Annotated in this window: 18 protein-coding genes; 15 read left to right on the top strand and 3 right to left on the bottom strand. The window is 41.1% G+C overall.

Annotated features, from left to right (window positions below; translation table 11 throughout):
• Positions 1 to 149: 149 nt before the first annotated feature.
• From GY065_RS03905 to GY065_RS03855, 11 genes are all read left to right on the top strand, one after another.
• The gene (locus GY065_RS03905; protein WP_174833139.1) at positions 150 to 1,583 is read left to right on the top strand and encodes a mechanosensitive ion channel family protein; all 1,434 of its coding nucleotides are present in this window, start codon (positions 150 to 152) and stop codon (positions 1,581 to 1,583) included.
• Positions 1,576 to 2,019 (top strand): dihydroneopterin triphosphate diphosphatase, encoded by a 444-nt coding sequence (gene nudB, locus GY065_RS03900; protein ID WP_174833138.1) that lies wholly within the window; start codon positions 1,576 to 1,578, stop codon positions 2,017 to 2,019. The genes GY065_RS03905 and nudB overlap by 8 nt, the downstream gene beginning before the upstream one ends.
• A 22-nt stretch (positions 2,020 to 2,041) precedes the next feature.
• Entirely contained in the window at positions 2,042 to 2,797 is a 756-nt protein-coding gene (locus tag GY065_RS03895; protein WP_174833137.1) for an endonuclease/exonuclease/phosphatase family protein, read from the top strand.
• 234 nt (positions 2,798 to 3,031) lie between these two features.
• Entirely contained in the window at positions 3,032 to 3,634 is a 603-nt protein-coding gene (locus tag GY065_RS03890; protein WP_174833136.1) for a LysE/ArgO family amino acid transporter, read from the top strand.
• Positions 3,635 to 3,981: 347 nt separating this feature from the next.
• A complete protein-coding gene (gene hemB, locus GY065_RS03885) occupies positions 3,982 to 4,995 on the top strand; it encodes a porphobilinogen synthase (RefSeq protein WP_174833135.1) in 1,014 nt (337 codons plus the stop codon).
• 1,009 nt (positions 4,996 to 6,004) lie between these two features.
• Positions 6,005 to 6,895 carry a ubiquinol oxidase subunit II gene (gene cyoA, locus GY065_RS03880; protein ID WP_174833134.1) on the top strand — a complete coding sequence of 297 codons (891 nt, stop codon included), beginning with the start codon at positions 6,005 to 6,007 and terminating at the stop codon, positions 6,893 to 6,895.
• A gap of 19 nt (positions 6,896 to 6,914) precedes the next feature.
• Positions 6,915 to 8,900, top strand: a complete 1,986-nt coding sequence (gene cyoB / locus GY065_RS03875) for a cytochrome o ubiquinol oxidase subunit I (RefSeq protein ID WP_174833133.1) — start codon at positions 6,915 to 6,917, stop codon at positions 8,898 to 8,900.
• On the top strand, positions 8,900 to 9,511 hold the full coding sequence (locus GY065_RS03870) for a cytochrome o ubiquinol oxidase subunit III (RefSeq protein WP_025330406.1): 612 nt from the start codon (positions 8,900 to 8,902) through the stop codon (positions 9,509 to 9,511). The genes cyoB and GY065_RS03870 overlap by 1 nt, the downstream gene beginning before the upstream one ends.
• Complete coding sequence (cyoD, locus tag GY065_RS03865; RefSeq protein WP_174833132.1) at positions 9,508 to 9,840, top strand: cytochrome o ubiquinol oxidase subunit IV; 333 nt, start codon at positions 9,508 to 9,510, stop codon at positions 9,838 to 9,840. Before GY065_RS03870 ends, cyoD begins: the two co-directional genes overlap by 4 nt.
• 9 nt (positions 9,841 to 9,849) lie before the next feature.
• Complete coding sequence (cyoE, locus tag GY065_RS03860; protein WP_041880326.1) at positions 9,850 to 10,740, top strand: heme o synthase; 891 nt, start codon at positions 9,850 to 9,852, stop codon at positions 10,738 to 10,740.
• Between the two features lie 95 nt (positions 10,741 to 10,835).
• The gene (locus tag GY065_RS03855) at positions 10,836 to 12,221 is read left to right on the top strand and encodes an MFS transporter (RefSeq protein ID WP_202984032.1); all 1,386 of its coding nucleotides are present in this window, start codon (positions 10,836 to 10,838) and stop codon (positions 12,219 to 12,221) included.
• A 98-nt stretch (positions 12,222 to 12,319) separates the two neighbouring features.
• Here the strand turns inward: GY065_RS03855 and GY065_RS03850 are convergent, their stop codons facing one another.
• Complete coding sequence (locus GY065_RS03850; RefSeq protein WP_174833131.1) at positions 12,320 to 14,050, bottom strand: cation:proton antiporter; 1,731 nt, start codon at positions 14,048 to 14,050, stop codon at positions 12,320 to 12,322.
• Between the two features lie 332 nt (positions 14,051 to 14,382).
• Here GY065_RS03850 and GY065_RS03845 point away from each other — a divergent pair, with 332 nt between their 5' ends.
• Positions 14,383 to 15,321, top strand: coding sequence for a Dyp-type peroxidase (locus tag GY065_RS03845; protein WP_174833130.1), 939 nt, complete (start codon positions 14,383 to 14,385; stop codon positions 15,319 to 15,321).
• Positions 15,322 to 15,425: 104 nt separating this feature from the next.
• The gene (locus tag GY065_RS03840; RefSeq protein WP_100116860.1) at positions 15,426 to 16,928 is read left to right on the top strand and encodes a sodium:proton antiporter; all 1,503 of its coding nucleotides are present in this window, start codon (positions 15,426 to 15,428) and stop codon (positions 16,926 to 16,928) included.
• Between the two features lie 64 nt (positions 16,929 to 16,992).
• On the opposite strand, the gene thrC is transcribed toward GY065_RS03840, so the two are convergent.
• Both thrC and GY065_RS03830 read right to left on the bottom strand, forming a co-directional pair.
• Positions 16,993 to 18,408: a threonine synthase gene (gene thrC, locus GY065_RS03835; RefSeq protein WP_174833129.1), complete on the bottom strand. Its 1,416-nt coding sequence runs from the start codon at positions 18,406 to 18,408 to the stop codon at positions 16,993 to 16,995.
• Between the two features lie 41 nt (positions 18,409 to 18,449).
• Complete coding sequence (locus tag GY065_RS03830; protein WP_174833128.1) at positions 18,450 to 18,797, bottom strand: hypothetical protein; 348 nt, start codon at positions 18,795 to 18,797, stop codon at positions 18,450 to 18,452.
• Between the two features lie 170 nt (positions 18,798 to 18,967).
• Here GY065_RS03830 and GY065_RS03825 point away from each other — a divergent pair, with 170 nt between their 5' ends.
• Positions 18,968 to 20,281: a replication-associated recombination protein A gene (locus tag GY065_RS03825; protein ID WP_174833127.1), complete on the top strand. Its 1,314-nt coding sequence runs from the start codon at positions 18,968 to 18,970 to the stop codon at positions 20,279 to 20,281.
• Positions 20,268 to 21,338 (top strand): aldose epimerase family protein, encoded by a 1,071-nt coding sequence (locus GY065_RS03820; RefSeq protein ID WP_174833126.1) that lies wholly within the window; start codon positions 20,268 to 20,270, stop codon positions 21,336 to 21,338. Before GY065_RS03825 ends, GY065_RS03820 begins: the two co-directional genes overlap by 14 nt.
• Positions 21,339 to 21,428: the final 90 nt, after the last annotated feature.

Here is a 21,428-nt window from a genome sequence, read left to right as displayed (position 1 = left end):
ATCTATACTCAGAAATACTATTGATTCACCAATACTGCAATATATAACTGTTTCATCATTCAGCGCTAATTTTGATAATGACAGTTTACAGAAACCTATTAAAACGCCTAACATTAGAGCAGTTTTAAATTTCTTTTCTTTGCCCTACCATGAATAACTATTTTGACTCCATGTTTGCCCGCAAAGAATTTCTGGCACGCCTGATAGTACATAGCTTAAAAACCCATACTGGCTGGCTGGAGCTGGTCTGTGCAATGATAATAATGATTGGTACCTATTGGTTCAGTCTGAAAATTTTGTCGGCCGTATCCAAACGTATTGAAAATCAGAACAACATTAAACTTCCGTTTCTGTACCATCTGTTTACACGCCTGTTATGGCCCGTATTGCTATTTATCTGCACTATTATTGCTATGATTATCTGGCGTGCCGGCACAGGTGAGTCGGTATTATGGTTACAAATAACAGTTTTTACTGCACGCTGGTTAATGATGATTCGCATCATCATGGCCGTATTGCACAACGCCATTCCGAATAACCGTTTTAATGAGCATTATGAACGCTCATTATCCACCCTGCTATGGGTGTGTTTCATCCTATGGCTGACGAGTCTGGATACTTTTATTATCCGCCTGCTCAAGTCACTTGCTCTGCCCATAGGCTCAACCAGTCTGAGCCTGTATACAGTAATCACCGGCAGTATTATTGTCGGGATTGCCATTATTATTGCTATGTGGCTGTCTCGTTTTACCGAAAAACGTATTCTTAAAGCAGAAAAACTTGATGTCAATCTGCGCTATGTACTAGTGAAAATCGTTAAAACATTACTGGTCGTAGTTGCCGTACTGATTGCTCTGCCGATGGTGGGAATTAATTTAACCATTCTTTCTGTTTTTGGTGGCGCTCTGGGTGTTGGTCTCGGACTTGGTTTACAGAAAATTGCCAGCAATTATGTATCCGGTTTCATCATTCTGGCAGATCATTCCGTACGTCCAGGAGACAGACTGAATATTAATAACTTCACAGGCTATGTAACCAAAATAACTGCCCGTTTTGTAGTATTACGCAGCAGTGACGGCTCAGAAGCCCTGATTCCGAATGATACTTTTGTTTCCAATACAGTTATCAATGATTCTTATTCCAGCAAAATCATGTCAAATAATCTGACCTTGCAGGTAGCTTATAATACTGATCTGCCTCAGGCTCTGGAAATACTAAAAGAGGCTGCAACCAAGCAGGCAAGAGTATGTGATGATCCTAAACCCAACAGTTATGTTACCGGCTTTGCTGATTCCGGAATTAATCTGTATGTTAATTACTGGATTCGTGATCCGGAAAATGGTTTTCTGAGTATCAATTCTGCTATTTTGCTGGAAATCTGGAATCGTTTTAAAGAAGTCGGCATAGAATTTCCGTTTCCCCAGCAGGAGATACGTATTCTGAATGATAAAGCAGATCCGATTGTCTGCGATAGTAAGGCCGGTGCAGAAAAAACAGAGAGTGAACCGAACCATCCGGAACATTTACCCACAGCATTAAGTACTTTATCCTATCATTCAGCTCAGCAATCTAATCATGAGTAATAATCAACCATATAAACAACCGGTATCTGTACTGATTGTTATTTATGATAACAACCGGCAGATACTGCTACTGGAGCGCGCAGATAAGCCCGGTTTCTGGCAATCCGTAACCGGCAGCCTGGAACCGGGAGAAACAATTGAGCAGACTGCAAAACGGGAACTGGCAGAAGAAACCGGTATTTACAGCAATGATATTTTTAACTGGCAGCAATCCAGTATCTACGAAATTTATCCGCACTGGCGTCATCGCTATGCTCCCGGAGTTACTCATAATACCGAGCATATCTTTTCCCTGTGTGTTACAGCAGAAACACCTATTCTTCTGTCACCACGCGAACATTTAGACTATATATGGTGTTCGCCTGAACAGGCTGCGGAAAAAGTATTTTCGCCATCGAACCGCTCAGCAATACTGCAACTACTCCAACACTGGTAATTTAAAATCACCGGCCATTTTCATGAATAAAATCACCATTGCCTCCTATAACATACATAAAGGCATGTCGGCACTTAATAAAAAAGTACAACTTCCTCAAATGGCTGCCGCCCTGCATCAGCTGGCTCCGGACATACTGTTTTTACAGGAAGTGCAAGGAATCAATAGCAAACGGGCAGAAAATATACCGGATTTTCCTAAACAACCTCATTATCAGGTTCTCGGCGAACAACTAGCCTATAATGTAAGTTATGGTCGCAATGCCCGTTATAAATTTCGTGATCATGGTAATGCTATTTTAAGTCAGCTACCGATTGTAACCTGCCATAATCTGGACATCAGTGTTAACAGTTTTGAGCAGCGCGGGCTGCTACATTGTGAAATTCAGCCGCCTAAATGGCCACGACCATTAGTATGCCTGTGTGCTCATCTGAATTTGCGTGAACCAGACCGTATAAAACAGTACCAAACTATTTACGACTATATCCAAAGTGAAATAGATCCGGCCAATCCATTAATTTTAGCCGGAGATTTCAATGACTGGCGCCAGCGCTCTCATGATAGCTTAGGCTTAAAATTAAATTTACATGATGCATTTTATGCTTATCGCCATGCACCGAAAACTTTTCCAGCCCGCCTGCCTATTTTAAGTCTCGACAGGATTTTTACCCGCCATCTGGAAATACACGAAGCAAAATCATTAACAGGTCAGCCATGGCAAAAACTTTCCGACCATCTGCCTTTGTATGCAGTTGTCAGCCCTCTGAGTAAAACTTAACAACCTGTTTTTAAATGAATTAAATCGTGATTCCTAAACTAGATTTCATCAAAGCCTATTTTTATCCAGCCATTTTCTGAATAATTTTAAAAACCGTCGTATCTATTGGATTAATAAAGCTTTCAGCAAAATTATTAATAAAATAAACTTTTTATATAAATATATTTTAATATAACAAGCAATAGGAATTGCATTAATTATTTTACATTTCAATAATTTAATAGGTAAAACTCAATGTTTGCTTTGCTATCAGGACTAGGCCTTGGCTTTTCATTAATTATAGCTATCGGTGCTCAAAATGCATTTATTTTAAAACAAGGTTTAAAGCAGCAATATGTTTTCTGGGTATGCCTGATCTGCTCAGTATCAGATACTATTCTGATTTATTTAGGGGTAACCGGATTTTCTAAAGTCCTTAACCGCTATCCGGAAATTATTATTTATGCCAAATATTTTGGTGCTACTTTTTTATTTATGTATGGCATAAGAAGTTTTTATTCTGCATTGAATCAAAATTCAGCACTGAAACCCAGCCTGATTGATAAAAGTTCCTTAATGAAAGTTATTGGCGTTTGTCTGGCTTTTACATGGTTAAATCCACATGTGTACCTGGATACAGTTATTTTAGTTGGTTCAATATCAGTATCATTTAAAGATAATCTTTATTTATTTACACTTGGAGTTATGCTTTCATCATGGTTGTTCTTTTTTTCATTGGGCTATGGTGCAAAATTTTTATCTCCTTTATTTAATCAAAACCGTTCATGGAAAATATTAGATTTTGTTATAGGGATTATTATGTGGAGTATAAGTTTTAGCTTGATTTTCACTAAATAATCGCATTGAACGCTAAATTCATTGAAAAATCAGTTTTCTTTTCTATCAGCAAAAAAAAATTATTCTATTAAGTAATTCAGTCTGACTTTGTTCAGCAATTTTAAGTAAATACCAACACAAGGAATTTTAAAATCAATTATGTTTTTTCCTAATTATATCTTTAAAATACAATTTTAATTACAAACCAAACTTTAATAGTTTTTTATTAATAATCAATACTGAATTATGTCATTAGAAGTCCTGCCTGAAAGGGTTTAGAATAGCAATCCGAATTTCACAAAGCTTTACTGACAATAATTTTAGTCAGCCTATAGGTTGACGCGTTTATAAAAAACGGGATTACTATTATGAACTTTCCTCCTCGAATTATGCCCAATACACGTATGCGGCGTATGCGACATGATGATTTTTCACGGCGTATGATGCGTGAAACCATACTGACAGCCAATGATTTTATTTTGCCGGTATTTGTGCATGAACAAACTGGGCGTATGTCTGTTGACAGCATGCCCGGAGTAGAACGTTTATCTATTGATGAATTATTAAAAGTCGCTGAACAGGCTTTAAAACTGGGCGTACCGGTTCTGGATTTATTTGGTGTTCCTGATCCTGATAGTAAAACCACTGACGGACGGGCTGCATGGGATGAAAACGGTATCATTCAGCGTGCTATCCGTGCTCTGAAATCCCGTTTTCCAGAGCTGGGTGTAATGGCAGATCAGGCTCTAGATCCTTATACAACCCACGGGCAGGATGGCCTGCCGGATGAAAATGGGTATATTAAAAATGATGAAACGATAGAAGCGCTTATCAAACAATCACTTTCACACGCAGCAGCCGGTGCGGATATTCTTTCTCCAAGTGATATGATGGATGGACGTGTCGGAGCTATCCGCGAAGCACTGGAAGAAAATGGTTTTATTCATACCCGGATTATGTCTTATGCTGCCAAATATGCTTCAGCTTTTTATGGTCCGTTTCGCAGTGCTGTAGGCAGTGCCGGTAATCTGGGCAAAGGTAATAAATATACTTATCAGATGGATCCTGCTAACAGCAATGAAGCGCTGCATGAAGTAGCACTTGATATAGCTGAAGGAGCCGATATGGTAATGATTAAACCGGGTATGCCTTATCTGGATGTAATCAGACGGGTTAAAGATGAATTTGGTGTTCCTACATACGCCTATCAGGTATCTGGTGAGTATGCTATGTTGCAGGCAGCCATCAGTAATGGCTGGCTTGATGCTGATAAAGTAATTTTAGAGGGCCTGCTTGCATTCAAACGAGCCGGTGCAGACGGTATTCTGACCTATTTTGCATTGGAAGCAGCACGGCAATTACAACAAAATAGCAGGTTTTAGTAATATATTAAATATATGCATTAATCTGCCAGCAAAGCAAAACCGCTTACTGGCAGATTAATGCATTTTTATGTTTGAATGTCTGCTTATTTTCTTCAGATTTACTCAGTAGATTATCTATCAGAGCAAAATAAATATGCCATTATTCTTAACATTAGATATATTAATTACTAAAACATTTAAGCATTATCTTGAATAATCACAATGAATATTATTTTCTCAACAGCAATCACCAAAGATGGCATAAAAATTGCTAAATTCACATCAGGATGTTAACTCGTAAGTGTTATCAAAACTTAAAGTCACAAACAAAATAATTATCTAAATTGAATTAAATTGTTTACTTCAGCTATTTCATTTATACCATTTCATATACCGAAATCAACTCGTTTTTTTATTCAGTCGCTATGTTTACAACACTCCAGTATAATTTTTTATTCAAAAAATTTGATAAAAACTTATAAAATACAAAAAATTATATATAAACTTAATCCATTAGAACTTTTAATCATATTGAAATTTTCTTTTACTATAACTTTTTTTAAAAAAATTCACAGAAAATTGATATAGATTAACTTTTTTGCAATCTTAACATTTATATTTTTATTTTAGTAAAAAAGTAATCTGTATTTTTAGTTTCAAAATTAAGATAATATTTTTTGATTATAAATCAGTTAGTTATAATAAATAAAAAATTGAATTTATTGATACAAAATTTAGATTGTAAGTAAAATTGCATCATGAAATTTATATATTAATAAAATTCTGGTTTATATAACTTAAACAGAAAATCTTTTATTATGACAATAAAATATTAAAATATTTTTTTATAAATATATATTTTATAAACAAAAAATTAATAAATAAATTTTGTTTTTTTATTTTAGCTGCTAAATTTTTAATCAGCCTGCCAAAGGTGCAATATACAGTGCGGCAACATTGTCTTAAAATAGTAGAACCCGTTTTTTACAAACGTTAATCGTGTTTCCCGTAATGTTGAGGTCGTTACATGAAATTAAGTAAGCTCTCAGGGATAGTATTGACGATGCTGATCGGTTCGCTTTTTTTAAGCGGCTGTGATGCTGCTCTGCTAAACCCAAAAGGCCATATAGGTCAGGAAGAACGCACACTAATACTGACAGCCATAGGCTTGATGTTAATAGTCGTAATTCCGGTGATTATCATGGCAATTTTATTTTCTCTGAAATACAGAGAGGGTAATAATGCCAAATATTCACCGAAATGGGCGCATTCCAACAAACTAGAAGCCATAGTTTGGGGTATTCCTATCCTGATTATTCTCACCTTGGGAACAATCACATGGAAGACCACTCATTCTCTGGATCCCTATCGTCCGCTGGAAAGTGATAAAAAACCAGTGGTAATTGAGGTAATTTCATTAGACTGGAAATGGCTGTTCATTTATCCGGAACAAGGTATTGCCACTGTTAATGAAGTTGCGTTCCCGAAAGATACCCCAGTGGAATTCAGAATCACTTCTAATACAGTGATGAATGCGTTCTTTATTCCTCAGTTAGGCAGTCAGATATACGCTATGGCCGGTATGCAGACCAAGCTGCATTTAATTGCTGACACAGCAGGTGAATATAAAGGTATTTCATCTAGCTACAGCGGTGCCGGTTTCTCTGGCATGAAATTTACTGCCATTGCAACACCGGATGAAGCTAGCTTCAATCAATGGGTGGATAAGGTGAAACAGTCACCCAATACACTTAATGACATGGCTTCATTCAACAAACTGGCTGCGCCAAGTCAATTCCATCAGGTGGAATATTTCTCCAGCGCAAATCCGGGTTTGTATGGCAATGTGATTGCCAAATTTGCCAATCACAATATGCCTGCAGCTCTACAGGCCAGTACAGCCAGCAGTGCTGAGTAAGCTTGCGAGGAAATAAAAAATGTTTGGAAAATTAACTTTAGATGCGATACCGTTCCATGAGCCAATTGTCATGGTAACGATCATGGCTATCATCGTCATAGGTCTGGCGCTGGTAGGTGCGATTACGTATTTTCATAAATGGGGCTATCTGTGGAAAGAATGGTTTACTACAGTTGACCACAAACGCATCGGTATCATGTATATCATTGTCGCTATCGTGATGTTGGTTCGTGGTTTTGCCGATGCAGTGATGATGCGTAGTCAGCAGGTTTTAGCCTCTTCAGGCACCAGTGACGGCTTTTTGCCACCACATCACTACGATCAGATTTTCACCGCTCATGGTGTAATCATGATTTTCTTTGTTGCCATGCCTTTTGTAATCGGCTTGATGAACTTTGTCATCCCGCTGCAACTGGGTGCGCGCGATGTGGCCTACCCATTCCTGAATAATCTGGGTTTCTGGTTTACTGCTGTGAGTGTGGTACTGGTTAACTTATCACTGGGAATCGGTGAATTTGCACAAACCGGCTGGTTGTCCTACCCGCCTCTGTCTGGTCTGGAGTTCAGTCCGGGAGTAGGTGTTGATTACTGGATATGGAGTTTGCAGATATCAGGTATCGGGACAACAGTTAGTGCTGTTAACTTTATTGCTACTATCCTGAAAATGCGTGCCCCGGGCATGACTATGATGAAAATGCCTATTTTCTGCTGGGCATCTTTTTGTAGCAATATTCTGATTCTGACTTCTTTCCCTATCCTGACAGCCTCTGTTGCCATGCTGACATTAGATCGTTACCTCGGCACCCACTTCTTTACTAATGAACTGGGCGGTAACATGATGATGTACATCAACCTGATCTGGGCATGGGGTCATCCGGAAGTATATATTCTGATACTGCCAATCTTTGGTGTGTACTCAGAAGTTACAGCTACATTCTCACGCAAGACCATGTTTGGCTATACTTCAATGGTATGGGCAACTGTGTGTATCACCATATTGTCTTTCATCGTATGGCTGCACCACTTCTTTACCATGGGTTCCGGTGCCAATGTCAACGCATTCTTCGGTATCGCCACCATGATTATTTCTATCCCGACCGGGGTAAAAATCTTCAACTGGCTGTTTACCATGTATGAAGGTCGTATTTCCTTCCATGTGCCGATGCTGTGGACTGTAGGCTTTATTATTACATTCTCCGTAGGTGGTATGACCGGTGTACTGCTTGCTGTACCGGGTGCGGACTTTGTACTACATGGCAGTCTGTTCTTAGTCGCTCACTTCCATAACACCATTATCGGTGGTGTAGTGTTTGGATTGTTTGCAGCGCTTAACTACTGGTTCCCGAAAGCATTCGGCTTTAAGCTGGATGAAAAATGGGGCAAACGGGCTTTCTGGTGCTGGTTTATCGGTTTCTTTGTAGCATTCATGCCTTTATATGCACTGGGCTTCATGGGTATGACCCGCCGTCTGAGTCAGCACATTGATCCGGCTTACCATAATTTGCTGTGCGTTGCTGCCAGTGGTGCTGCCATTATCGCTCTGGGCGTAGTATGCATGGTGATTCAAGTTGTAGTTTCCTGCCTGCACCGTAAGGAAAACCTTGATGTTACGGGTGATCCGTGGGATGGTCGTACTCTGGAATGGTCTACTTCCTCCCCTGTACCTTTCTATAATTTCGCTGTGCAGCCACAGGTTGAAAGCCGTGATGCATTCTGGGATGAGAAAGAAAAAGGTATTGCTTACAAGAAACCAGCCAAATATGAAGAAATTCATATGCCGAAAAATACTGCTGCCGGTTTAGTGATTGCAGTGTTCTCAATGATTTGCGGTTTTGCCCTGATCTGGCATATCTGGTGGATGGCTATCGTTGGCTTTGCCGGCATGATTATCAGCATTATTGTCAAGAGCTTTGACACGGATGTGGATTACTACGTTCCGGTTGCTGAAATCGAAGCTATTGAAAGCAAACGTTTTAATGAATTAACTAAAGCAGGACTGAAATAATGTCAACTGAAACCTTGATTCACGGTAGTGCGCATGAGCACGCTCACCACGACAACGGTTCACTGAAGGTATTCGGGTTCTGGATTTACCTGATGAGTGACTTGATTTTGTTCTCCTGTCTGTTTGCCACCTATATCGTGCTCCTGCCGGGCACAGCAGGTGGTCCAAGCGGCAAAGACATTTTCGAGCTGCCTTTTGTGCTGGTAGAAACTTTTGCTCTTTTATTGAGTTCCATTACTTACGGCTTTGCCGTGCTGGCAATGAATCGCAATAATCAGAGTCAGGTTTTATTATGGCTGGTGATTACTTTTGTATTCGGTGCATGCTTCATCGGGATGGAACTGTATGAATTTCATCACCTGATTACAAGTGGTATGGGTCCTGACCGCAGTGGTTATCTTTCTGGCTTTTTTGCTCTGGTCGGCACCCACGGTCTGCACGTTACTGCCGGTTTAATCTGGATGGCTGTAATGATGATTCAGGTAGCTTCACGCGGTCTTACCAGTGTTAACCGCATGCGCATCAACTGCCTGAGCCTGTTCTGGCACTTTTTGGACATCGTATGGATTTGCGTGTTCTCAATTGTTTATCTGATGGGGGTAGCGTTATGAGTCAGTCAAACCATCAAGACCATATTCCGCAACATGGCAGTGCTAAAAACTACATTATCGGATTTATCCTGTCGGTAGTTTTAACTCTGATTCCCTTTTATGTGGTGATGCACTCCAACCTTCTAAAAGAAACCTTGTTTGCTGTGATTGTGATTACGGCCGTTTTGCAGCTTATTGTTCAACTGGTATGCTTTCTGCATCTAGGCAGTAATCCTGAAGAGCGCTGGAATCTGATTTCATTTATCTTCACTGCTATTGTGATTGTATTGCTGGTAGGTCTTTCCATCTGGATTATGTGGAGCCTCAACGCAAACATGGTGTTAGGTTAAAGGCAGTTCATGATTAAGCCATACCTGCAAGTAACAAAACCAGGTATTATCGTCGGCAACCTGATTTCGGTTGTCGGCGGGTTTTTACTGGCGTCAAAAGGCAGCATAAACGGCTACCTGCTAATCCTTACTCTGCTGGGCGTGTCTTTGGTAGTAGCTTCCGGCTGTGCGTTTAATAACCTGATTGACCGTGATATTGATCCGAAAATGGAGCGTACTAAGAATCGTGTGCTTGTGCGGGGCTTAGCTTCTGCCCGTGTAACATTTGCACTGGCCACGATACTGGGTATTGCCGGATTTGTTGTGCTTTATTTTGGTGCAAATCCCTTAGCCATGTGGTTATCTGTAATGGGTTTTGTGGTTTATGTAGGGATTTACAGTCTCTATATGAAACGGCATTCTGTTTACGGAACTTTAATTGGCAGTCTGTCGGGTGCTGCACCACCAGTAATCGGTTATTGCGCTGTAAGCAATAATTTTGATGCTGGTGCACTTATTCTGCTGGCGATTTTCAGTCTCTGGCAGATGCCGCATTCCTATGCAATCGCGATTTACCGCTTTAAGGATTATCAGGCGGCTAATATTCCGGTTTTACCGGTAGTAAAAGGCATTGCTGTAGCAAAACACCATATCACGTTTTATATTATTGCCTTTATGTTTGCAACATTGATGCTGTCAATAGGCGGCTACGCCGGCTACAAATATCTGGTTGTTGCGGCTGCTGTCAGCGTGTGGTGGCTGTGTATGGCATTATCCGGCTATAAAGCACAGAATAATGATCGTATATGGGCGCGCAAACTGTTTGTGTTTTCGATTATTGCTATCACTACCTTAAGCATAATGATGTCGGTAGATTTTATGACTCCGGCCTCACAAACTGTATTAAGCTTTGCTGGCTGATACCGTGACATAAATATATAACAATACGCAAACCAACCCAACCTGCCTTTGTTTCTTTTACAATAGGCAGGTTTTTCTTTTAAGCAGTATTAAACATGAATTCCAAGAACAACACCGATACACACATGAATCTTGCCGAAAGGCGTGCAACTTGGGGGTTAGGGGCAGTCTTTTCGCTGCGCATGCTGGGCATGTTTATGGTTCTTCCTGTTTTGACTACTTATGGTATGAAATTAGAGGGAGCAAGTGAAAGCCTAATCGGACTGGCAATCGGAATTTATGGTCTGATGCAGGCTATATTACAAATTCCTTTTGGTTTGTGGTCTGACCGATTCGGGCGTAAACCTTTAATTGTAGGCGGCTTGTTGATTTTCACTCTGGGCAGCTTTATTGCGGCCTTAACATCCTCTATCTGGGGAGTCATATTAGGACGTGCATTACAAGGTAGTGGTGCTATCGCAGCAGCTGTAATGGCATTATTATCTGACCTGACGCGCGAACAAAACCGCACCAAAGCCATGGCTTTCATTGGTATTAGCTTTGGTATCACTTTTGCAATTGCCATGGTCTGCGGCCCTATCATTACACATGCAATAGGTTTACACGGATTATTCTGGGTTATTGCGGTACTGGCACTGGCTGCTATCGGCCTGACATTGTTTTTTGTACCCGACAGTACTGTTCATATACTTAACCGTGAATCAGGCATTGTACGCGGAAGTTTTGGTACTGTACTGCGCAACTCTGCCCTGTTTAAGCTGAACATCGGTATTTTCTGCATGCATTTTCTGCTTATGTCGACTTTTGTTGCACTGCCTATACAACTAGAACAGGCAGGCTTTCCGGCAGCCAGACATTGGCAGATTTATTTATACACGATGCTGATTGCTTTCATTACTGTTCTGCCACCAATTATTTACGCTGAAAGCAAACGGCAAATGAAGCAAGTGTTTATCTTGTGTGTTGCCGGACTGTTGATTGCTGAAAGTGTATTATGGCTGGCTAATATTTCTTTCTGGCCGCTTGTCACAGGTGTTTTATTATTCTTTATTGCTTTTAATCTGATGGAAGCACTCTTGCCTTCATGGGTAAGTAAAGAAGCACCGGCAGGTTATAAAGGCACTGCAATGGGCATCTATGCAACCGGACAGTTTCTGGGCGTAGCCTGCGGAGGAACAATCGGAGGCTGGCTGGCTGCACATACCGGTGCACATAGTGTTTTTATCTTCGGCACAGGATTAACTTTTATCTGGCTTCTGCTGAGCCTGACAATGCACGAACCACCCTATTTGGCCAGTCTGCGCATTATCCTGAAACAGGGTCGTGTTTTACCTGACAATGCGCGAGAACAATTACTTGAACAGGCTGGTGTACATCAGGTACTGATTATTCCTGAAGAACACAGTATATATATCAAAATAGACAGCAAAATTACTAACCGTGAACAACTGGAAGTATTCATCGATACCATAAGTAATTAAACCAAAACAGGCGCAAACCAATATTAGATAATTATTGATTTACGCCTGTTTCAGAAAATATCATTCTCAGGATACTCTATTGGAATCAATGTCAGTTTTCAGACCTGTCCGAATGCTTGCATAATTTCATTGGCCAGTACGAGCTGACTGTCAACAACTTTAGTTGCCCCTGCCTGAATAAACAACTGTTTATCCTGTTCATATCTGCTGAATGTGACTATGTGCAATTGCGGATTAAGTGCGATAGCAGCCTTTATAATTGATATCACTTCAGTTTTATTCTGAATAGTAATAATCAGATTTTTAGCCTGAGCGACAAATACAGCGTCCAGCATCCCATCTGATAATGCATGCCCATAGGCAACGGGTATCTTACGTGCACGCAACTCTGTAACAACTTCTAAACGATTTTCCTGTACATAGACTGTTTCATTACGTGCATGTAAATGCCTGATTATTTCTTGTCCGACCGGACCTGCTCCCACCAACACCGTATGATCGCTCACCGCAGGAGCAATAGCCATATCTTCATCTACAAAATAGATTGAAACCGGCTTAATCGGTGCAGCTACTTTGGCATGAGGTTTATCTGATAATCGATTACTCTCGGACACAATGGTTGTAGCAGAAGTTTTTTGCTGTGACTGTTTTTCCAGATAGCGGTTAAGCCAGACAAATAAAAACGGGTTACAGATTATGGATATTAGTGCACTACCCAGAATCAGATCACTGGCTAATTGCGGCAAAATATTGTATACCGCGCCCAGACTGGCAATCATGAAGGAAAACTCACCGATCTGAGCCAGCGCAACAGCAATTGTTAGTGCAGTTTGAGGCGGATAGCCGAATACACGCACAATCAAAAATGCTCCCGCACTTTTACCTATTACCACCACTAATAAAGTGGCTAATAGTAATAATGGATTACGGACAATAATACTAGGATCAAACAGCATACCCACTGAAACAAAAAACAGTACGGTAAAAAAATCACGTAAGCCGCCGGATGCTTCTTCAGCAGTGTGATTCATACTGGTTTCGCTGATGATGGCTCCGGCAAAAAAAGCACCTAGAGCAAACGACACACCGAATAAGTAATTGGCCAGTATGGCACAGCCTAAAGCAATAGCAATGACAGCCAGACGAAACAACTCAGGACTTCCCGTGCTCACTACACGCTGTAAAGACCATGGAATTATTCTGCGACCAAGAAAAAGCATAACCAGTATAAATGCAATGATTTGTACTCCGGTTTTACCCAGCAAATAAAGCAAATTTGCACTGGAAACAACACCCTCTCCTGATAAAACCGGTGCCAGAGCCGGAATCATCACCAGCACAAACACCATGGCAATATCTTCAACAATCAGCCAGCCGGTGGCAATTCGCCCCTGTGTAGAGTCCCCCAAATGCCAGCGCTGTAAAGCCGCTATTAAGACAACAGTTGAAGCACAAGATAGAGCCAATCCGAAGACGATACCGGCACCTGTAGTCCAGCCGGCCAGACAGGCAAGCAACCAGCCAAGTAAAGTAGCCAGAACAATCTGGATAAGTGCACCCGGTATCGCTACCCGCTTAACTGCAAGTAAATCGCGAATAGAAAAATGCAGCCCCACCCCAAACATCAGCAAAATCACGCCCAGTTCGGCCAGTTGCTGTGATAAATGCATATCAGCAGTAAATCCTTTGGTATACGGTCCGACAATTATGCCGGCCAGCAGATAGCCGACCAGCGGGGGCATACGCAGCTTATGTGCGATATAACCGAGCACAAAGGCGAAAAATAAACCACCTACGATGGTTTCAACCAATGGAAATGAGTGATGCATTGCTTTCTCAGGGTAATAGTAAATAATAGTAAGTAATCTATACTAGCGGAAAAATATCAGCAATTAAAAGCTTTTATACGCTTTTAGGTTATAATTATCATATTTTATCGATAATTTTCATATCTTATGTATAAGTATCCCCATTTATTAATTGCGTTACTAATACAGGCAGTGAGAAAAGCCGGATTTATTACTCGGTTCGGTTTACAGTGCTGAACGTATTTACAGGCGATTTTTTATGACATGGTTAAAAATATTTAAATTCATGTCAGTTTGTACTTAATAACGTACGTTGATTTCATTATAATAATGGTTTAGGAAAGTATTTATTAATGACAATATACAGAACACCTTCAGTATTAGCTTATCCGGGTAAAAGTGCTTTATTTATTACGTTAGGGATACAGAATAATCAGGCAGCGATTACCAAGGTACTCGAATTTATTACTGGTTTTTCAGCGTTAGTACGCAGCATGCATGGCCGGTTTCATGATGAAAATTTTAATGCATTAATGGGGATTGGTTCGGAAGCCTGGGATAAACTGCGGCCGGGTAAACCAAAGCCTAAGGAACTGGTTCCTTTTACTGCTATTAAAGGCGAAAAACATACTGCCGTAGCGACAGCAGGCGATCTTTTCTTTCATATCCGTGCCGATCGTCAGGATATTTGTTATGAAATGGCCGCAATGATTGATGAATTACTGGCTGATGCGACTTATTCCATTGATGAAGTAAGTGGTTTCCGTTATCTGGATGGTCGCGCTATCATCGGTTTTGTTGACGGTACCGAAAATCCGGAAGATGTATCCAAAGCAGAATATGCTCTGGTAGGTGAGGAAGATCCGTTATTCCGCAACGGCAGTTATGCCTTTACTCAGAAATATCTGCATAACATGCAGGCATGGCGGCAATTATCAGTAGAAGAACAGGAAAAAGTCATTGGCCGGCGCCGTTTTAATGACATTGAGCTTTCAGATGAAGAAAAGCCGAAAACTGCACATAGTAACGTGAGTAAGGCTTATGATGCACAAGGCAATGAACTGAAAATTATTCGTGCCAATGTAGCATTTGCTCATCCGTCAAAAAATGAGTACGGTACGTTTTTTATCGGTTATGCACGTTCATTTGCAGTAACACGCCAAATGCTGCAGCATATGTTTACCGGAAATGATGAAGGTCACGTAGACCGTCTGCTGGATTTCAGTACACCGGTAAGCGGCAGTCTCTATTTTATTCCAGCACCTGATTTACTGGATGAATTTGATTCGTAAGTTATTATTGCAAGTTTTGATTCAAGGGGAACCTGCTACAAACTGCGACAGATTCGATTCATCAGCAACTTATTACAATACTTAAATAAAGGAAAACTGTTTGCATGGGTAGTGTACTTTTTTTACAGGCAATAACGGTTATTTTTTCACTGTCTATTGTCACCACATTATTAAATAAACGCTTATTTGATATGCCGCAGGCCATTGGCGTACCGATTGTTTCAGCCATTCTGGTATTTGCACTGCAATGGGGCATGAATTTATTCGGACGTAATCATTTTATCCATGTAGATATCATGGCGTTAAAGGCAGCCGTAAGTCATATTAATTTTTATGATTTTCTGGTAAACGGCGTAATCTGCTTTATCCTGACCTCCTCTGCTCTTAAATTTAAGATTTCTGATTTAAAGCGTTACTGGAGACAAATTCTGATTCTGGCTACCCTCGGTTTATTGTTATGTTCAGTGTTATTCGGCGGTCTGCTTTATGGATTTCAGTTTCTGGTTGGTGATCCTGTACCTTTACTGGTGCTGCTGTTACTGGGCTCTGCTCTGGGTGCAACAGACCCTATCGGTATTAAAGGTGTACTGAGCTCAGTACGTACTCCGCGCCATTTAATGGTTAAACTGGAAGGTGAATCATTATTCAATGATGCCATGTGTATCGTAGTATTCATGACTATTCTTACCCTGATTAATGGTCAGCACGTTTCACCTTTTGGTGTTGTTGAAAACTTCTTTTATGAAATTGCTGTTGCTGTTATTATCGGCTTCATTTTCGGGATTGGCGCATTGCGTCTGTTGCATGGCAAACATGAAAATGAATCACTGATTCTGACAACAGCTTTGCTGGCTTCCGGTTCTTATCTGGTGGCTTATTTTGCTCATGCGTCCGGGCCGATTGCCTGTGTAGTCGGTGGATTGATTGTAGGAAATAAATGGCAGGAAGTTTTACAGAAAAAAGAAATAGATGATGTTAATAATTTCTGGCACGCTGTAGAAGGTATCATTAATTCATTTCTGTTCACCTTAATCGGTTTGGAACTGTTTATCGTTGATATGAGCAAAACTCTGGTTATCGGCGGTATCGTAGCTTTCGTATTACTGCATCTGAGCCGTTTTGCCGGAAACATACTGGCATTTATGTTGTTCCCAAAAGTTTATAAGAAAAGCTATCATGGCAGCCTTACCATTTTGTCATGGGGCGGTGTACGCGGTGGTATCTCTCTCGCCCTGATACTGGCTGTAGCCAATATGCCGGCACTGGCTAAATACAGCGATATTCTGGTTGGCTATACATTTATCTGTGTATTGCTATCCGGTGTGGTATGCGGCCTTGGCTTACCGGAAATACTCAACGCATTCTATTACAACCCGAATGAACCTAAAACCGGGTTCAGGGGCTGGTATCAGCGCCAGTGCCACCGTTTCAACCGCAGCGGAGTGATGTACACTATTGAGGATCGTTCTGACGGGTCAGAATACATTTCTGTCTATAATCCTGTTGCAGTAGCCACTGCAGCGGCTAATCCAAGTGAAGAAATTGCACTGACTCCTGAAGAACTAAAACAGAAAGTAGATAAACTGGAAAACCCAGATAATTTCTAACCTGAAAAACTAAGGCCGGCATAATTATGCCGGCCTTTAAAATTAAAAACGTTTATGTCTACTTTTATTTATCCAATTGTGTTTCCACAAACCGTTTAACCGCAGCCGCATCATTATCCATCACGGTAACATGCTGTGGTAAATCTTCAAGTCCGTCTAGATTATCAGGGCGCGGTATGGTTACATTACTTCCAACTGCCTCATGAATGGTCTGTGCAAATTTAGCTGCCAGAGCAGTTTCCAGACACACAATGATTTCGCCGGCTTCGCGCAACTGTCGCGCTACCTTTACGCCATCTGCTGTATGCGGATCAATCAATTCATTGTCTTCCCGATACACCTGAGCAATGGTTTGCAAACGATCAGCATGAGTACTTTTACCAGCAGCAAAACCATACTGATGCTGAATTTTATTCAGCATATGGCTTAAATCAAACTCCTCACCAGCTGCAACCTGCTGCCAGAGTTTTTGCACATGAGAACCATCATGGTCAAGCAAATCATAAACAAAGCGTTCAAAATTAGAAGCCTTGGAAATATCCATAGACGGGCTTGAAGTAACAAATGTATGTGCCGCATCACGGGGGCGATAATGGCCGGTATTGAAAAATTCATTCAACACATCGTTTTCATTTGTAGCAACAATAAGGCGATGAATAGGCAGACCCATACTTCGGGCAATATGCCCTGCCAGCACATTACCAAAATTACCACTGGGTACACAGAATGAAACCTTCTGTTCATTAGTACTGGTAGCCGCAAAATAGCCCTTAAAGTAATACACCACCTGCGCAACAATACGACCCCAGTTGATAGAATTAACTGTACTTAAATGATAGTGTGCCTTAAAAGCATGATCATTCTGCAGCGCTTTTACAATATCCTGGCAATCATCGAACATGCCTTTAACAGCAATATTAAAAATGTTACCGTCTTTCAGACTATACATCTGAGCACGCTGGAAATCACTCATTTTTCCATATGGCGACAACATAAATACATTTACCCGTTTTTTGCCACGCAGAGCATACTCAGCAGCAGAACCGGTATCGCCACTTGTGGCGCCGATAATATTCAGGAAGCGGTTTTCACGTTCCAGCACATACTCAAACAAATTACCCAATAATTGCATGGCCATATCTTTAAATGCCAGCGTCGGACCATTTGAAAGTCCTTCAATCAGAATACCATCATGCAAAGTTCTGACCGGAGTGATTTCGTTACTTCCGAATATTTCTTTTGTATATGTCTTACTGACTATCTTCTGTAAATCTTCTTTGGGAATATCAGTAGCAAACAGACTGATAATCTGCATAGCCAGTTCAGCATAACTTAATGACCGCCACTCATGAAGAGTAAATGTATCAATATGCGGATAGCTTTGTGGTAATAATAAACCACCGTCATCTGCAAGGCCCGCCATTAATGCCTGACTAAAATTTTTTGGTGCTGTCTGCCCCCTGGTACTAATATATTTCATTGTTTCTCCTGTATGATTATTCAATCATCTTTGAGCTATAGTTAATAACGCTGTAAGCTTTGTCTGCATACTGTGGCAAAAGATGCAGAAAATTTACTTACCTTTTGCTGGCGGTTCTGCGAATTGATCATTTGTACAATTTCTTTAACATGCAGTTTGCGACTAGCATGCACAGCAATACAGTTACAATATTGCTTGCTTACATCAGGTACGTCAATTGATTCTGTTACTTGTTTGCTTACTGGCTGGCTAATCTGACGCTGACATTCCTGATTAATCATATATTCTGCAATACCAGATACAAGTCTCACTTTAGACTTTTTTTCATAGGTCATAAAAGCACCTATAGCAACCAAAATAAATACCAGTAAAAATAATATTTTATTCATAAATTTTATTCAGTTTAATCAAATTAGAGTCTAAAACACAATTTTTCTCTTTAATATTATATATATATTTTTTTGCATTATACCCATAATCCGATGGTTACCAGCCCTGCAAAGTTTTCATAATCAGGTACAATATATTACACGAATTATCGTGTACTGAATGACACGTTATGGATTTATTTAATCAGAAACCTTTACCACCACTGGCAGAACAGTTACGCCCGAAAAATCTGAACGAAGTAATCGGGCAGCAACACCTGATTGGTGCAGGTAAACCTCTGCGTATTGCTGTAGAAACCGGACATCTGCATTCCATGCTGTTATGGGGTCCTCCCGGCGTGGGTAAAACCACTCTGGCACGGATTCTGGCACAAAGCTTTAATGCTCTGTTTATTCCTTTATCAGCGGTTTTTTCCGGAGTAAAAGAAATCCGTACTGCGGTTGAAAAAGCTCAGTTGGCTTTACAACAGGGACAACGCACCATACTTTTTGTCGATGAAGTACATCGCTTTAATAAATCACAGCAGGATGCATTTTTACCTTATGTCGAAAACGGCTTATTTACTTTTATAGGCGCTACAACAGAAAATCCTTCTTTTGAGGTTAATCCGGCACTGCTAAGCCGATCACAGGTGTATACCCTGCACTCACTCAGCATTGAAGAACTGAAACAATTGCAAAATAAAGTTTTCAGCCTGCCTGAGTTTCACTCATTCAGTATCAGCTCGGATGCACAGACATTAATCCTTAACAGCGCTGATGGTGATGGCCGGCGTTTTCTGAATTTACTGGAACAACTGATTCATACCGCACAAGCACAGCAGCAAACTGAAATTAGCGCAGAGTTAACTGCCGGCAGTCTTGGCACGCAATTACGCCGTTTTGATAAAGGCGGCGACAGCTTCTACGAACAAATTTCTGCACTGCATAAATCAGTACGCGGATCTCATCCAAATGCCGCTCTGTACTGGTTTACCCGGATGCTGGATGGTGGTGCTGATCCCCGCTATCTGGCAAGACGTATAATCCGTATGGCATGGGAAGATATTGGTCTGGCTGATCCAAGAGCGATGCAAATAGCCAATGATGCAGCGCAGACTTTTGAACGACTTGGCAGCCCTGAAGGGGAACTGGCTCTGGCACAGGCAGTACTGTATCTGGCGTGTGCGGCAAAAAGCAATGCCGGTTATCTTGCGTATAACGAAGCCTGTGCTTTTGTCAAAAAACACCCTTCCAATGAAGTACCGGTTCATTTACGCAATGCACCGACTAAGTTAATGAAAGAGCTGGGCTACGGGCGTGAATACCGCTATGCCCATGATGAACCTAATGCCTATGCGGCCGGAGAAACCTACATGCCTGAAGGGATGGATGAACCGGCATTCTATCAGCCGGTAACTCGCGGGCTGGAAATTAAAATCGCCGAAAAACTGGCGTTCTTACATAATCTTGATGAAGAGGCCGGACAGAATGAAATCAAATGATCATTCATTATGTACGATTAGTACTCAGCCATTCGGTTTGGTAGACGGTGAAAGTGCCACATTGTGGACACTGACAAACAGTCAGGGGATGCAGGTATCTGTTATGGATTTCGGTGCCATAGTTACCTCGATCATCATGTCTGACAGAGATTGTAATCCTGTGCAATGTGTTCTGGGTTTCAATAATGCTGAGGATTATGCCAGCACCAGTTATCGTACCAACAATCCCCATCTGGGCGCTGTAATCGGACGGCATGCCGGACGCATCAGCTTTGCCCATGCACCGCTCAACCATGAACTGCTCCACCTGACTGCTAATCAGGGAGAACATCATATGCATGGCGGGTATACTGGTTTTGATCAGAAATGGTGGAAAGTATGTGCTACCCACAATGATGAACATTGCGCTTCGGTTACCATGCAGCTTTTTAGTGCCGATGGTGAGGAAGGCTATCCGGGTAACCTGAATGTACAGGTATGCTATACCCTGACAGTAAATAACGAGCTGAATATTGATTTCAGCGCTGAATCAGATCGTGATACTTTAATTAATCTGACTCAGCATAGTTATTTTAATCTGGCTCTGAGAGAAAGCACGATTAGCGAACATCAGTTATGGTTGTTACCGCAAGAAGTCATCGTGACTGATAAAGATATGATACCAACTGGTGTTATTCATAAAGCACCGGCAACGTTTGATTTTCATTCAGCACGTCCCATAGGCAGCAGTATTATTGATACGGCCTATGTATTACCACCAAATTCAGCAAACAACATTGTTGCGCGCTTAAGTGCTCCGGATACCGGTTTGTCCATGGCAGTAAAAACAGATGCACCTGTAATGGTGGTCTATAATGCTCAAAATCTGCCTGAGCAGCAGATACCGGCACGTAAATCACTTCTGCCATTTGCAGCAATCTGTTTTGAACCGCAAGGCTATACGGATGCTCCGAATCACCATGCATTTCCGAATAATATTCTGCATGCCGGTACAAAGTTTAAACAGCATATAGCTTATATATTCAGCCGTGATCCCATTCAGCCAGTTATAAACTAACTACAACCGGATTAATTGCCTGTAGTTTTATCCGGCTATGTCTGAACCTAAATAATTCCGAATTGCTAAACAGAGTAAATATACTGCTAC

This window comes from Snodgrassella sp. ESL0323 (genome assembly GCF_013346865.1).
Classification (GTDB): domain Bacteria; phylum Pseudomonadota; class Gammaproteobacteria; order Burkholderiales; family Neisseriaceae; genus Snodgrassella; species Snodgrassella alvi.
This window is presented reverse-complemented; position numbering and strand designations above follow the sequence as displayed.

What these genes read in the sequence shown, in the direction of transcription:
- GY065_RS03895 (WP_174833137.1), top strand. Translation starts at nt 2,042, where the DNA reads ATGAATAAAATCACCATTGCCTCCTATAACATACATAAAGGCATGTCG.
- GY065_RS03820 (WP_174833126.1), top strand. Translation starts at nt 20,268, where the DNA reads ATGAAATCAAATGATCATTCATTATGTACGATTAGTACTCAGCCATTC.
- GY065_RS03890 (WP_174833136.1), top strand. Translation starts at nt 3,032, where the DNA reads ATGTTTGCTTTGCTATCAGGACTAGGCCTTGGCTTTTCATTAATTATA.
- GY065_RS03845 (WP_174833130.1), top strand. Translation starts at nt 14,383, where the DNA reads ATGACAATATACAGAACACCTTCAGTATTAGCTTATCCGGGTAAAAGT.
- GY065_RS03905 (WP_174833139.1), top strand. Translation starts at nt 150, where the DNA reads ATGAATAACTATTTTGACTCCATGTTTGCCCGCAAAGAATTTCTGGCA.
- GY065_RS03840 (WP_100116860.1), top strand. Translation starts at nt 15,426, where the DNA reads ATGGGTAGTGTACTTTTTTTACAGGCAATAACGGTTATTTTTTCACTG.
- thrC (WP_174833129.1), bottom strand. Translation starts at nt 18,408, where the DNA reads ATGAAATATATTAGTACCAGGGGGCAGACAGCACCAAAAAATTTTAGT.
- GY065_RS03850 (WP_174833131.1), bottom strand. Translation starts at nt 14,050, where the DNA reads ATGCATCACTCATTTCCATTGGTTGAAACCATCGTAGGTGGTTTATTT.
- hemB (WP_174833135.1), top strand. Translation starts at nt 3,982, where the DNA reads ATGAACTTTCCTCCTCGAATTATGCCCAATACACGTATGCGGCGTATG.
- GY065_RS03855 (WP_202984032.1), top strand. Translation starts at nt 10,836, where the DNA reads ATGAATTCCAAGAACAACACCGATACACACATGAATCTTGCCGAAAGG.
- cyoE (WP_041880326.1), top strand. Translation starts at nt 9,850, where the DNA reads ATGATTAAGCCATACCTGCAAGTAACAAAACCAGGTATTATCGTCGGC.
- cyoA (WP_174833134.1), top strand. Translation starts at nt 6,005, where the DNA reads ATGAAATTAAGTAAGCTCTCAGGGATAGTATTGACGATGCTGATCGGT.
- GY065_RS03825 (WP_174833127.1), top strand. Translation starts at nt 18,968, where the DNA reads ATGGATTTATTTAATCAGAAACCTTTACCACCACTGGCAGAACAGTTA.
- cyoB (WP_174833133.1), top strand. Translation starts at nt 6,915, where the DNA reads ATGTTTGGAAAATTAACTTTAGATGCGATACCGTTCCATGAGCCAATT.
- nudB (WP_174833138.1), top strand. Translation starts at nt 1,576, where the DNA reads ATGAGTAATAATCAACCATATAAACAACCGGTATCTGTACTGATTGTT.
- GY065_RS03870 (WP_025330406.1), top strand. Translation starts at nt 8,900, where the DNA reads ATGTCAACTGAAACCTTGATTCACGGTAGTGCGCATGAGCACGCTCAC.
- GY065_RS03830 (WP_174833128.1), bottom strand. Translation starts at nt 18,797, where the DNA reads ATGAATAAAATATTATTTTTACTGGTATTTATTTTGGTTGCTATAGGT.
- cyoD (WP_174833132.1), top strand. Translation starts at nt 9,508, where the DNA reads ATGAGTCAGTCAAACCATCAAGACCATATTCCGCAACATGGCAGTGCT.